This window comes from Microbacterium proteolyticum (assembly GCF_029639405.1).
Lineage (GTDB): Bacteria > Actinomycetota > Actinomycetes > Actinomycetales > Microbacteriaceae > Microbacterium.
In genome coordinates this window covers 1,938,691-1,952,523 of record NZ_CP121274.1, presented here as the reverse complement: position 1 = coordinate 1,952,523, position 13,833 = coordinate 1,938,691, and the positions used below count along the sequence as shown (strand labels likewise).

Genomic DNA, 13,833 nt, shown 5'->3' with positions numbered 1-13,833 from the left:
GATCGGACTAGTCCGGATGCCGCGCAGTCGCGGCCTCGATCACGGGTTGGCGGAGGATGGTGCGGAGCTTGTCGGGAGTGACACGGCGGACGTCGCTCAGGTAGATCTCGTGGTGCTTCCCGCTCAAGCCGAATCCCTGACCGGGGATGAATTCGTGGTGCATCTCGTCCAGCACGGCCGCTTCGTCGTCGAAGGAACCGAGGTGCAGTGTCTGCACGCACCGCCCCTCGGCGAGGGTCTCGATCCGGACGTCCGCGACCCGCCCCGCCGACCCGGCGGCTCTCACGATGTCGACGGCCGCCTCGACCATCGCGTCGTCGATCCACTCGGGAACGAGGAGCATCATCGTCCAGTTCCACCGCGACTTGTCTCTGGCCACGGTGAAGGCATCCATGTCATCCGCCCACCACAGGCCCTCCAACGGGGGCACCACGTAGTCGCGGTCGAGGTCGCGTCTGCTCGCGAACTTCAGCTTGTATGCGACGGGGTACAGCGCCTGCAGGGCCCCGGTGTAGGCCGGCGAGGTGTTGGGGTCGCCGTGCCCGTCGATCATCAGGTATCGCGTCTCGGGGATCTCGACGACCCTGAACTGCCCGGCCCTGGCCTGATAACCGTCGAGGGACTTCTTGAAGTCGATCTTGGCCGCCATGGTGCTCCTCTGCTCCCTCCGCCAGCCTGGCAGAGGCGGAGTCACCTCGCGCGGAGCAGGCGCGACGGACCGCTAGATCCAGCCGCGCTCGCGCGCGTGGATCGTCGCCTGCTGACGGCTCGCCAGCCCCAGCTTCCGAGCACCGACGAGACGTGGTTGCGCACGGTCCCTCCCGAGAGGTGGAGGGATGCCGCGATCTCGGCGACCGTCTCACCGCGGGCGCCCGCGCGGAGGACGTCGAGCTCCCGGTCGGTGAGCGGACTCCGCTCGTCGCTCAGCGCGTCGGCTGCGATCTCGGGGTCGACGTAGCGGCGGCCGGAGGCGACCTCGCGGATCACCGCGGCCACGTCATCCGCGGGTCGGGATTTCGGGAGGAAGCCGTTCACTCCCGCGCGGAGCGCGCGCCGCAGCACGCCGGGCCGCGCGTGGCGGGTGACGATGACGCAACGCGACGGCACGCGCCGCAGGATCCGTGCCGCGGTGTCGATGCCGTCCAGGCCGGGCATCTCGAGGTCGAGGAGGCAGACGTCGGGCCGCAGCCGTTCGGCCTCGGCGAGCGCCGTCTCGCCGTCGCGGCATTCGGCCACGACCTCGAGGTCGTCCTCCAGGCGCAGGAGCGCGGCGAGCGCCGTGCGGATCATGTCTTCGTCGTCGGCGATGAGTACGCGGATCACGCGGCGACCTCCTGGGGCACGCGGACGGTGAGGCGGAAACGATCGTCGAGGCGGGTGGCATCCATGTCGCCGCCCAGCGCTCCGACCCGCTCGGCGATTCCGGAGAGGCCGGCGCCGTCGCTCACCGGGGTCGTGGCGACCCGGGAGTCGTTCTCGACGACCAGCACCCATGCCCCCTCCTGTCGGACGAGCGAGAGGGATGCCGACACCCCGCCGCCGTGTTTGAGCACATTGGTCGTCGACTCGCGCACCACCGGTCCGAGCACGTCCGCCGGCGCACGGTCCGCGGTCGCGTCGACGTTCAGGTCGACGGTGAGGCCGGCGGCACGCAGAAGGTCGGCGGCGTTGGCGAGTTCGTCCGGGAGGGGCACGCCCCGGAAGCGGGCCGCGAGATCGCGGGTCCCGCGACGGGCGTCGTCGACGCTGGCGCGGGCGGCGCGCACCTGGTCTCCGGCGGCTTCGGGATCGCGCGCCATCATCTTCTCGCCCAGTTCGAGCTGCAGCGCGATCACCTGCAGATGGTGGCCCTGCAGGTCGTGGAGGTCGCCCGCGAGCCGCAGCCGCTCCTGGGCCGCGGCGAGGCGACCTTCGGCACGGCGCGCACGATCGAGTTCGCAGACGATGTCCCACCACCACAGCGAGGTCGCCGTCAGCGGGGGCAGGAGCGCCACGAAGAACGGCAGTGCGAAGACCTGGGCGTAGCCCTCGGGCTGCAGGCGCGTGACCTCGATCAGCCACACCGCCACGATCACCACGATCGACAGCACGGCCAGGCGCACCCGCACGCCCGCGCGCCACCGCACCAGGCACAGGGTCTGCGCGGCGAACCCCACGCCGAGCAGGAGCGACCCGGTCGACATCCCCATCGCCGCGGCTGCCACGATCCCCGACACGACGAGCGGCCACATCGGCCGTCGAGCGGTGACATCGGCGTCGTCGAGCGGCTCGCGGCGGTAGCGCACGAGCAGGAGCACCGCGGATGCCAGCGACCCGGCGACGCCGAGCAGATTCAGTACGAGGGCCGTCGGGGCTCCCTCGGCGAACACCCCGATCGTCCAGGTGACGGCCGCGAACGCGTGGAGGAAGAGGATCGACGACGCGGTGTACCACCACGTGACGCTCACGTCACGGGCGTAGGCGGCGGTCGGGGTGATCACCCGGGCCACTGTACGTGCGTGACATCCGTCATGGGTGGCGCCCCGGCCCCTCGGGCGCCGCCACCCCTGACCGATGTCATGCGGGGTCGTGACGCCGCGACACTGTCGCCGACCGGCAGAGGCGGATGCGATGGAAGCATGTCCTCCCCCACCACCCGAGCGCCGCGCTGGCGCCGCCCATTCGCACTGATCCGCGAGAACCGTCGTACCTACGCGATCATCACCGGCTCCACCTACGGGCTGTTCGCCATCGGTTTCGTGATCGGTCTGCTCTTCCCCGCGCTCCCCGCCGCGCGCGCCGCCACGCTCGCCACCGACGGGACGGGCGACCTCGTCGGCGCGGTCGCCGCGTCGGCTCCGCTGTTCGCCCTCGTGATCCTGGCCGTGAACGTGCTGCGGCTTAGCCTTCTGACGATCGTCGTCCCGTCGCTGATCGTGCCGTTCGCCGGGCTCGCGTTCTTCGCGTACTGGCTGGTCGAGACCGGCATCACGCTCGTGCCGTCGACCCCGCTCACGTGGGTGGCGATGATCCCCCACTCCCTCACCGTGCTCATCGAGCTCCAGGCGTACGCACTGGTGGCGCTCGGCGCGTTCCTCCTCGGACGCGCCTGGCTCCGCCCCGCGCAGGTCGGGGCGCCGACCCGCCGCGCCGGATACCTGCGGGGCCTCAAGAGTCTCGGCATCCTGTCGATCCCCGCGTTCGTCCTGCTGGTGATCGGGGCCGTGTGGGAGGCCTACTCCCTGCGCTACCTGGTCTTCCCGCTGAGCGAGGTGCTGCTGTGACGGCCCGTCGCCCCCGTTCCCTGCGGGCGCGGCTCGCCGAGCGACGGGCGCGCGCCGGCGACGGTCGGCCCCTCGCCCCGTTCCGCTGGTGGCAGGTGTTGAGCCGGTCGCAGCTCTCCCTGCGAATTCCGGATGCCACCGGCCGGACGATCGAGTACACGGTCGACGTGCATCAGCTCGGCGACCGCGACGACGGCGACGTGCGCGCACGCCTGTATCGCGACGGGGCGCTCGCCGCCGTATCGCGTCTGCCCGCCCGGTTCTCCGTGCCCGGCGGGCACATCGAGGTGGCGGTGGGAGGGTACGGCCTCCGCCGGTGCCATTTCGTCTCGGATGCCGGCGACGAGCGCCAGCTCGTCCCCCACCCCCGCTCCGCGGAGGGACGCCGGGCGGCGTTCGATCGGGATCACCGCGGGGCGAGTCGGCTCATCGGCATCCTGTCGACGGCGATCGTCGTCGCGGGCGCGTGCCTCGCGGTTCCGCAGCTGATCGACACCGTCTCGCACATCCCGCCGATCGCCGAGAGCATCGGCACCTTCACGTGGCCGCTGCATCTCCCGCCCGCGGTGAACCTGGCCGTCACGCTCATCGTCGTCGCCGCGAGCATCGAGCGGGCGTCCCGGTTCCGGGCGTCGTGGCTGGACGACCTGGCGAGCTGACCGTCACGTCCGTGACATTCGTCACGGGAGTCGGCCCGCATCCTCCCGAGCGGCAGTGACACCGCGGCACTGCCGCCGCCGGGCCCCGGCCCGTGGAATGGAATCACCGCGGAAATCCCGCGGACTCATCCCCCCAGGAGACCTCATGTCGAACCCCCTCACGGATCTCGTCCTCGGCTTCCAGGGCCTCGTCGCCGACGTGCCCACGCTCGTGCAACCGCTCATCGTCGCCGCCGCCGGAGCGGTGCCGTTCATCGAGGGCGAGGGTGCCGCCGCGATCGGCATCATCGGCGGCATCCACCCCCTCGTCGCCGTCCTCGCGGCCGCCATCGGCAACCTGCTGTGCGTGGCGATCGTGGTGCTCGTGACATCGCGCGTCCGCGCGGCCGTCACGACGCGTCGCGGCGCGCCCGCCAAGACGCAGACAGCGCGACGCGAGAAGTTCGAAAAGGCCTACCACCGGTACGGCACCCCCGGCGTGAGCCTGCTGGGTCCCCTGCTGCTGCCGACGCAGTTCACCGCCGCGGCGCTCACGTCCACGGGAGTGCCGCCCCTGCGCGTGATCGCCTGGCAGGCGGCCGCCATCGCCCTGTGGACGACGGGCGTCACGCTGATCGCGCTGGGGCTCATCCGCCTCGCGGCGTGAGGGGCGTGGGTGCGGGCAAGTACCGGCACCCACCTGTCAGACTCGACAGGTTCGGCAGTGAGCGAGGGAGAAGGCGCGATGGAGATCGAACCCGGCATCTACGAGCACTTCAAGGGCCAGCGGTACGAGGTGTTCGGAATCGCGCGGCACTCGGAGACCGAGGAGGTCTTCGTGTCGTACCGGAAGCTCTACGACGACTACTCGCACTGGGTGCGGCCGGTGGCGATGTTCCTGGGGAACGTCGAGCGGGACGGGTATTCGGGGCCGCGGTTCCGGCGGGTCGTGTAAGGGCGGGTCCGCCTCACCGGCTGATCGCGGAATTCGGAAAGCGCACGCCGAAACCGAACGCGCAATCGGCCTGAACTACCAGCGGAGCGCGTCCCACGCGATCTTGCTGTGATTCCGCTATGGTCACCACATATTCGTCACTGTGGGGGGGACCAATGGAGTTTCACGACCGCATCGCCGCGCTCGCGACAAAGGTAGGCGATCAAGCCTCGGCGATCGGCACGGAGGAAGCGACGAAGAACGCCTTCGTCCATGCCGTTCATCTCGACGATCCTGGGATACCACGGGTTCGACCCGCTCGAGGTCGTCCCGGAGTTCACCGCGGACGTCGGCATCAAGAAGGGCGAGAAGGTCAACTACGCCATTATGCGCGACGGCGAGGCCCAGATCCTCATCGCGTGCAAGGCCTCCACAGGCGCCCCCAAGACCGAGCACGCGTCCCAGCTCTTCCGCTATTTCTCGACAACGAACGCCCGGATCGCTGCACCCACCAACGGCGTTATCTGGCAGTTCTTCACCGACCTCGACGCACCGGTCAAGATGGATGCCAAGCCGCTCCTCGTTCTGGATCTGCTCGACGTTGACGACACGCTGATCCCCGAGGTCCAGAAGCCGAGTAGGGACAGCTTCGATCTCGAGTCGATCATCAGCGCCGCCGAAGAGCTGAAGTACGTGGGTGCGTTCAAGCGCGAGATCGCCGGCCAGTTCCGCGGGTCGAGCGACGAGTGGATCAAGTTCTTCACCCAGCGTGTGTACGAGGGCTCGCACGCAGCGCGAGTCCGCGAGCAGTTCACGGCAGTCGTCGGCAAGGCATCCCGCCAGTTCCTCACGGAGAGCGTGAACGACCGACTGAAGACCGCCTTGGGCGCCGGGGCGGGGATCGCCCTCCCGACCGCGGAGCCCGCCGCCGTCTCGAGCGAGCCGGTCGCGCAGGAGGATCTGAATCGCGACACCAAGATCGAGACGACGCTCGAAGAACTTGGGGGCTACCAGATCGTGAAGGCCATCGCCTGCGGCGAAACCAAGCCGCAGCGAATCACCCACCGCGACGCGAAGAGCTACTTCGCCGTGCTCCTCGACGACAACGACCGCAAGCCGTTCGCGCGCCTGCACTTCAACGGCCGCCAGAGGTACCTCCGGCTGCTCGACGAGCAGAAGAGCGAGACGCGGCACCCGATCGACGAACTTGACGAGATTCGCCAGTACGCGGATGCCATTCGCGAGGCGGTCGTTCGACACCAATGAAGCCAACGCCCTGATGCCCCCTCGCCCCAGAACGAGTGCAGCTTGTCGGTGAACGCTCCTACGGCAACGGGAATTTGGCCCGCAGTGAAGACCGGTGCCGACCGAATGGCGTACTGAGAGACCTATCGCAGCAACGCATGCAGCTTCTAGAGAACGTGCGGGCAAACCGACGATGTCGCATCACGACCTCAACCCGTCTCACCGACCGAGCCAAATCGGGATCCTAGCGCGAACAGCGACGCCAAGAGCAAGCAAGCCCGGCGTCCTCGGAGCGACGGACCGAAGCTGGAATCCGCACCAGGCGCCAGGCCGGCGGGGTGGCTTCACGGCGGGGCATGCTCGACCGAGATGGATGAAGGACTGTTTCGGCTTCCGTCGCAAGATCAGAACCCCGACAGTAGCTGTCGCCCACGAGCCGTAAGACGGCTGCGCCGACGGAAGCCGACGAAAAGTCGGAGTCCGTCGATCACGCTGCGATGCTGACACCTGCGCCGCTTCAACGCGTGCGCTCATACTGGACCGGGATACGGTACGGTGTTGCCTCGATCGCACAAACCGGGGGGTGGATGGTGTCGCAGGACCTGAGTCGGACGCCGAACTTTAATACTGAGTGGCTGGATACGCTCGGCTACTCCAGCCTAGATGCACCTCGTAAGCACGCGATCCTCCGAGCCGCCTACAACGCTTTTCAGGAGAAGGTGGGACGCGCTCTGGCAGGCAACCTGCCAGGAGAGTTGCTCGACGAATTCGACTCCATAATGAACTACCCAAGGGCCGAGATCGCCGACCGCCTCGCCGCAGAATTCCTGCAGATCCATCTTCCGAACTCCAGAGACGTGATATCCGACCTTCTAGGGCAACTCGAGTCCGAGCTCAGACAGATCCGTGCCGACTATGAGGGCGTTCGATCAACACTGCCACAAAACGCCTCGTCAGCCGATCCAGCGACCGAATACTCGAGCGAGCAGCTCACGCCATCGACAGATTTCGCCTCGGAGAGAATATCTTCGGCACCTGAGGACCAAACTTCGGGATCAAAGGAACAACAGGAGGGATCGGGCCTTTGACACAATTCAAATCTCACGAGGCGCTCGCTTCTCAGGTTCTCGACACAGTTGCCTATGTGGCGTCGCGATTCCCTAGTGACGTTGAGCATAAACGCGCAACGGAGGACTTTTCGCTCGCAATCGACAGGATCCGATCTGAAACGCACGTAGTATCCATCCTTGGAGACCGCGGCACAGGCAAGTCTACCCTGCTTGTGAGCGTTCTCGAACAGTTGCGAGAGAATAGGAAGTACATTGTTCTACCGCCGCTATCCCCCGAGCTCTTCGGCGAAACTGACACACTTCTGAATATAGTCCTCGCGGCACTGAATCAACATTGCCACAAGCTAGACGGACACGTGGACGACGTTCAGCGACTCGAGATCCTTCGACTATTACAGACGGCGAAGAGGCATTCGGCGATGAATGCTATACCTCACGAGCATCTCATGCGAGCCGCCTCATCAATCAGCGAGATAGCGAGAGAGATGCAGGATCTTGCTGGCGGCACCGACCAGATGTGGCAGGACGTACAGCGACTATTCACAACTCTTGTCTCACTTGATGGCGACGCGACTGCGATCATCATTCCTATCGACGACGCCGACATGATTAAGGCATCCGCCCAGCTGCGTTTGGTTCGACAGATTCGCCTACTCGGAGCATGCCGCAATGCCATCCCCATTGTTGCACTGAAAGACGGTGAAATCGCACGTCATTTGATCCGCGAAACTCGAAATGAGTACTATCCGGGCGCTGGATTCAAGGCCGACTTCGATGCGGGAGTGGAACGCGAAGTACACGACGCGGTAGCCCAACAATTACGGAAGACTTTTCCTCAGTGGGCAACTTATCGGATGCCCCAACCCTCCTGGCGCGAGAGCGTACATTATAGACCACGCGGGGACCACCGGGACTTTGTTGACCTGCTCGCCGCCGCGGAGCCACGCAATGCGGACAGAAGTCTGGTGGTATCGAACATGCTTCTTGATCCAACGGGGCCGCAATCGACCATTCTCGACACCGGCCAGGTGGCTCACCTGCTCCCGACGAATCTGCGCAAACTCGCACAACTATGGTCAGCCATACACCTGTCGACAGTTGAGCGGACCGGACAGCGAGAACTAGACGCATTGGCTCGTGTTCTCGAATCGCTTCAAAACGTCGTAGACCCGCCATTCGGGATCGAAACCCCACCGGTTGGCAAGTTCGAAGTATTCGAAGAACCTGGCCGAGACGAGAGGGTGCTTGCTTCCATCGATTACCGTGGGGTGTACGGCGCGGTGCGAGCAGGCGACTGGTTCGACCTCGACACCGATCGCGAAGACCCGATCGACTCCGCCAATCATGTCGTTTACGACTTTCGACCGTTTGCAGAACTGGTGCCAAGATGGAGAGTAAGCTCCTCGACCGTCAAGGACTACCTCGACACGCAAGGCGCGCTGAGCCTGCTACTTGCAATCCAAGGCGTCGTCACTAGCGATCCGCAGATTCGGGTAACCGATAACAGCCGCCTGACATACGGGGTTACATTCGACTCCATTCGATTCCTGCAAAGCATCAGGATCCAAAACCTTGCAACAGACGACGCATTTGTTAGTTTCCCGCAAAGCTTCTGCCTAATCTCTACAGTCAGGGTGATATCCAGTTGGACTCAGATCATTGATCGAGCCCGGCGCGAGCATCTAGCACTACGCGAGATACTTGCCCTCTCGATCCACGCCTCTGTTGCCATATTTGTCGACGATTCCGACGTAGATATAGAAGACCTAGCGACAGGGTACACAGAAGCGTTCGCGGCGGCGTCTGACCATGCGCACGGGATCCGCCTGCGCCGTGAATCGGGAATTCGCGTGACACTGCGAGAAAGACATTACTTGGCGTGGTTTCAGTACTGGCTACCCGCGCATTGGCACGAATCGATATTTGCACTCGAGGACATCGATGGGTTCGCTCGTCGAATCTTGTCCGTTTCCGGCGGCGAGAGCGCCGCAGAGGCGCCCGATCACATTTACATCAACCGAAGCCTGAGCACAAGATTGAAGACCCACTGCGAGGAAATTGGCACGACACAATCCGTCGAGAAGCAAGCCTGGATAGGCGGATACGAACGTATTGCCTCCGCACTCAACTTCAAGATGCCTCACGGTTGGGCCGAGCTCATTATTCCGGCATGGAGGCGAACTGTGAGTGCGCCGCGCGTGGGCGGCGCGGCGATCGCGCACAGCGTGGCACAGGCCGAACAGGCGAGCTCCCCACTCGCCCAGAATCGGGATTTTCTTGAGGAGGGTGACGCGGATCTACTAGTTGCCTACGTATCAGCGCGGCTACGAGACTGGGCACGACCTTGACTCAGCCGCTTCCTGACAGTTGTCAAACGTGACGGACGGTCCCGCCAGAGCTGGCGCGTACCTGCTATACCGGGCGTTCCATCCGCGATACCTCGGGCACGATTTGGGGGTACCCGAGGGCGAGTGGATGCGATTCAGTGACGCACCGCTCGGCTACTGGCGAGATCGAGCTCGCAAAGTCGGCGCTGTCAATGGCGACGGGATCGATCTCGCCATTGATGCGTTTATCATCGCAACTCCCGAACCTCTTCTGGGTCTGATCTCCCAGGATTACCGCCCCATACCGTCGGGACTTGAGCTGGGTGGTTTACGTAGCCTGGCTGTGGAGCTGTTTGGAAGGCGGCCGACCTATGATCAATTCGCCCCTCGTTTTGTTCAGATATCAGACAATCATCTTCACGGGGGACTTGCCTATGACAGGCGGTCGCTTCTGGCAGCGCTCGCAATGCGCAGGAAGAAAATCTCTTGGAACCGGGGAAACAGCATGCAGCGTGCCCCCCGAGAAGTGGTTCTCTCAAGCGCCATTCGATGGGCAATTTGGCTTCTCGAATGCCTGATTGAGCAAGGCTCCTGGAATTTACCGACGCTAGTTTCCGGAAATTCGGGGATGTCTGAGGCGTGGCATATGGTGATAACTGGGAAGTACTGGCCGCTAATAAATACCATGGCGAACGGAAAGGCGGTCGACGAATCATCTCTGCGAATCTTCGAGGAGCAGATATGGGAAGCAGATGCGGACCAGATCGCCGATCTAACACTCGATCGCGCGCTAGAGAAGTGGCAGAGCAGCGGGCAGCGTGCTCGCGAGATGGTCGGCGAACTCATCGACAGAATGTCGATTCTTGACTGCCGTATCGAAGCAGACGCCGAACCAGACGCCACAATACCATCGTGGCCGTACCCTTTCGCCATCAATCTCGTGCGAGCGGTCGTTGCACTCTTCGCTGAAATTCCGTCGTGGACCGGAGAGGGCTTCAACCGATTTCAATGGCACTGCGGTGCAGCATCAGTGTTGCGAAAGACCATCCTCGGCTCCGCAGAAGCACGCGGTTCAAACGAATTGGAGATCGAGGCACAGAGCGCGTCTCTCGAACACGCCCGACAGGGTTATCCACCCCCCTACGAGATGACCGGATTCGAATTAAGGAGAGAGGTAGATCCCGGTCTCGACATTCACTCCATCAGCCGCGACGTCTCCGAGGGGATAATGCGAAGGTGGGAAACTTACGAGCGTGTCGTTTCTCGAATAACCCCCGCGTCGCAATTGCGCATACCTAAAAGATTCTGCGCGCCGATATCTTTTCAGCGACCGCGAGAGGAATGGCGTGAAATCTACCCGCCGTATCCCGCGCTGACTGTCGAATCCGACACTCGCAGGTGGGGTCTTCCGTGGGAGCAGGTGCATTACGTTTCCAGCGTCATTCTTGCTCTCCAGATCGCACGCGCCGACTTCGGCGATGGGACCCTCTTCGACAGAGCCGTGGGCTCCATCGACGTCAGCGGAATCGAAATCGGCCATGCTACATGGCCCTACGTCTCGGGAATAAATTATCTGATCAGCGGCCGGATGGATTTGGCCTTCACAGCGCACGCTGGAGAGTCTTTCGAACGGAGCTCAACTGGCCTACGCACGGTGGGTCAGCTTTTCCTTGGGAGCCGCGCCCCGGATCGTATCGGGCACGCCTCCTCCCTCGATGCGCGGATGCGTCGAATGATCGTGAAGCAGCAGCTTCATACAGTGGGGAGCCCCGCCTCCTACCGTTTCGACGACTACCTCCAGGATCTTTGTTTCCTCTCTGTTGTTCATTCGTCCCTGAACGTCGGCGATCAGGGAGAACATGACTTGATTCGTCAACTGACTTCTTCCGCCGGCCTGGTCATCGAGCCGGCCGCTTGGGTGCTGGCCTTTGAGTGGATACATACAAAGGCGCCCCTCGAGTTCGCCGTGAACGCCTTGAGGAGTGGACTCCCTCTGCATGAGCGCGAATCTTCCGTGGCACTTTGGCGGAGCCTGAATATTGCTGGAAACCTCAGCGCAAAGTTGGCAGTTCAACAGTTCCTGTTCGGCGAAATTGTCGACAAGGACATGTCGGGCCGCACACCCACCGCCGCGATCAACGGCGTTCCTGCCGACCTCGAGAAGCGTCTAATCGAGTTTCTCGAAAGTTCCACCGATACGTTGGAGGAATGGGTGTTCTCTCAGATTCGCCTGCACGAGACATTGATCGAGTGCTGCCCGACATCAAACCTCGCCATCGCGGGAGTTCGAGAGTACGAGGATCATCCCGTCTGGCGATTTCTCAATATGGGCGTGAGAGTGAGCGTCAACTCAGACGACCCACTTGTCTTCGGTGGCTTCGCTGGCGAGGAGTTGGCTGCACTCAATGCCGGATACGGGTCTGACACTGGGCTTCTAGAAAATAAACTGCAACAACTTTCCACGGGCGATGGATATCACGCCGTGGTGCCGGATGTGGATAAGGATTTCCTTCACAGGATCAAAAACCTGCGTGAAGCGAGATAGATCGAACAGGTCCGGACGGCCTGTCGGACACTTCGGACGCCTCCTTCTCATCTCTGAATCTTGTCCTCGATTCAAGGGTTTGCGGGATTTCGCTTCATCCGCATGGTAGCTAATTGTTATGCGCGAGCCGACCCGACGTTAGCTAAGAATTCAAGCGCCTCAATCTGCTGCCGCCTCGACAGCGGCTGCTATGACTGCTTTGACTTGGGAAGGCGCCCGAACGGCAGCACGGTACAGCGCAGCGAGAATTTGCACACGCTTCGCCGCTTGTATTCCGACGTGAAACTTTGCCGCCGCCGTGCTTCTCGGCGACCTGCACGTTATCATGTAGCGCCCACGTAAACTCCCCCCTCCCCCGCTCCCGCCCCCGTTGAACACACCGTTACGCCGCCGCCGCACCTCACGCGGTCCCGCTTAACGCCTCCTTCCCATGCTGACGGCACACCTCGTCGTTGCGGGGCGCTGTACCTCCCTCACTGCCGGCCGGAGGACCCCCCGTGACCGGCGCAGAACCGCGCCCCGAAACCGCCACGCCGCCCGGCCTCAACGACCAACGCCGCAACTCCCGCGGTCTGAACCGGAGCAGCGTCCGCAGAACTCCGCCACCGCCCCGGCCGCTGGATCGACAACTGGAACCCCGAGAACGCCCAACAGTGGGCCGAAGAGGGCAAGGCCATCGCCGCCCGCAACCTGCGGTGGTCGGTCTTCGCCGAGTTCCACGGGTTCGTCGTTTGGCAGCTGTGGTCGGTCGGTCGTGGTCGTGTCGCTGCCCGCGGCCGGCTTTCAGCTGTCGGCGGGCGAGATCTTCTGGCTCATCTCCATGCCGAGCCTCGTCGGGGCGACGCTGCGGATCCCCTACACGTTCATGGTTCCGCGCTTCGGCGGCTGTAACTGGACCTTCGGCGGACTCCTCCTGATCGCCAATCTCTCCGACTTCGGCGGCGCCTAGGTCGCGAGCTCGATGGCGAACATCACGCTCTTCTACCCCGCCGCGCAAAAGGGTTACGCCCTCGGACTCAACGCCGCCGGCGGCAACCTCGGCGCCTCGGTCGCGCAGTTCCTCGTCCCGATCGCCATCACGGTCGGCGCCGCCGCGACCCTGAACTTGCCGCTCGCAGGCCTCATCTGGGTGCCGCTGATCCTCGTCGCCATGGCGGGCGCGTACTTCCGCATGGACAACTTCTGGGCCGCGAGGGCCGACATCGCGGCATCCCTCGCCGCTCTGAAAGAGCCACACCTGTGGATCCTCGCCGTCCTCCACATCGGCACCTTCGGCTCGTCATCGGCTTCGCGGGTGTCTTCCCGAAGCTGCTGGCCGAAACGTTCCCCGACTTCACGGGCTTCACCGTCGGCACGGCCACGGTGACCTCGCATTCCTCGGCGCCCTCGCCGGATCGCTCGCCCGCCCCTACGGCGACAAGCTCGCCGACCGTTTCGGCGGCACCCGCATCACGATCGGCGCGTTCACGGCGATGGGGCTCGCCATCCTGACCGTCATCCGGCACCATCACGGCTGCTTCACCTCACAGCTACTCGACCTGTCGAGAACGCCGTTCACCAGGACGACCCGGGCCGAACTCCTGAGCTTCTGATCGAAACCCGTCCGGTGGCGCCGCCCCCGCATCCGAACGTCGGATCCTCAGGAGTTTCGCTCATCCGCGGCCGACAACAGTCGGACACAACCGGCCAGGTATTCCGGGCTCCGTACCTATGCGGCTGCGGCCGGACTGAGGCACCGTTCCGATCGGACGTCGCGAGTACCTTCCGCAGCCCGGCACGCTCAGTCCACCCCGCACCCCGCCACCGCCGTA

Annotated in this window: 10 protein-coding genes and 2 pseudogenes; 9 read left to right on the top strand and 3 right to left on the bottom strand. The window is 64.0% G+C overall.

The features are described 5' to 3' along the window. Positions 1-7: 7 nt before the first annotated feature. From P8R59_RS09900 to P8R59_RS09890, 3 genes and pseudogenes are all read right to left on the bottom strand, one after another. The gene (locus P8R59_RS09900; protein ID WP_278100907.1) at positions 8-649 is read right to left on the bottom strand and encodes a GyrI-like domain-containing protein; all 642 of its coding nucleotides are present in this window, start codon (positions 647-649) and stop codon (positions 8-10) included. 72 nt (positions 650-721) lie between these two features. Next, positions 722-1,323, bottom strand: a pseudogene (locus tag P8R59_RS09895) (response regulator transcription factor). After that, positions 1,320-2,480, bottom strand: a complete 1,161-nt coding sequence (locus P8R59_RS09890; protein ID WP_278100906.1) for a sensor histidine kinase — start codon at positions 2,478-2,480, stop codon at positions 1,320-1,322. Before P8R59_RS09890 ends, P8R59_RS09895 begins: the two are co-directional and overlap by 4 nt. 138 nt (positions 2,481-2,618) lie before the next feature. Here P8R59_RS09890 and P8R59_RS09885 point away from each other — a divergent pair, with 138 nt between their 5' ends. The 9 genes and pseudogenes from P8R59_RS09885 to P8R59_RS09845 all read left to right on the top strand — a co-directional run. After that, a complete protein-coding gene (locus P8R59_RS09885) occupies positions 2,619-3,263 on the top strand; it encodes a hypothetical protein (RefSeq protein WP_278100905.1) in 645 nt (214 codons plus the stop codon). Beyond that, a complete protein-coding gene (locus tag P8R59_RS09880; RefSeq protein ID WP_278100904.1) occupies positions 3,260-3,922 on the top strand; it encodes a hypothetical protein in 663 nt (220 codons plus the stop codon). The genes P8R59_RS09885 and P8R59_RS09880 overlap by 4 nt, the downstream gene beginning before the upstream one ends. 145 nt (positions 3,923-4,067) lie before the next feature. Continuing rightward, positions 4,068-4,568, top strand: a complete 501-nt coding sequence (locus tag P8R59_RS09875) for a small multidrug efflux protein (protein ID WP_278100903.1) — start codon at positions 4,068-4,070, stop codon at positions 4,566-4,568. A 78-nt stretch (positions 4,569-4,646) separates the two neighbouring features. Further along, positions 4,647-4,856, top strand: a complete 210-nt coding sequence (locus tag P8R59_RS09870) for a DUF1653 domain-containing protein (RefSeq protein WP_278100902.1) — start codon at positions 4,647-4,649, stop codon at positions 4,854-4,856. Between the two features lie 252 nt (positions 4,857-5,108). Continuing rightward, positions 5,109-6,101 (top strand): restriction endonuclease, encoded by a 993-nt coding sequence (locus P8R59_RS09865; protein ID WP_431606851.1) that lies wholly within the window; start codon positions 5,109-5,111, stop codon positions 6,099-6,101. 476 nt (positions 6,102-6,577) lie between these two features. Then, positions 6,578-7,168 (top strand): DUF5663 domain-containing protein, encoded by a 591-nt coding sequence (locus P8R59_RS09860; RefSeq protein WP_278100901.1) that lies wholly within the window; start codon positions 6,578-6,580, stop codon positions 7,166-7,168. 338 nt (positions 7,169-7,506) lie between these two features. Beyond that, a complete protein-coding gene (locus tag P8R59_RS09855; protein ID WP_278100900.1) occupies positions 7,507-9,498 on the top strand; it encodes a hypothetical protein in 1,992 nt (663 codons plus the stop codon). Between the two features lie 808 nt (positions 9,499-10,306). After that, complete coding sequence (locus P8R59_RS09850) at positions 10,307-12,022, top strand: hypothetical protein (RefSeq protein WP_431606890.1); 1,716 nt, start codon at positions 10,307-10,309, stop codon at positions 12,020-12,022. A 597-nt stretch (positions 12,023-12,619) separates the two neighbouring features. Continuing rightward, positions 12,620-13,521, top strand: a pseudogene (locus tag P8R59_RS09845) (MFS transporter); the annotation flags it as partial. Between the last annotated feature and the right edge of the window lie 312 nt (positions 13,522-13,833).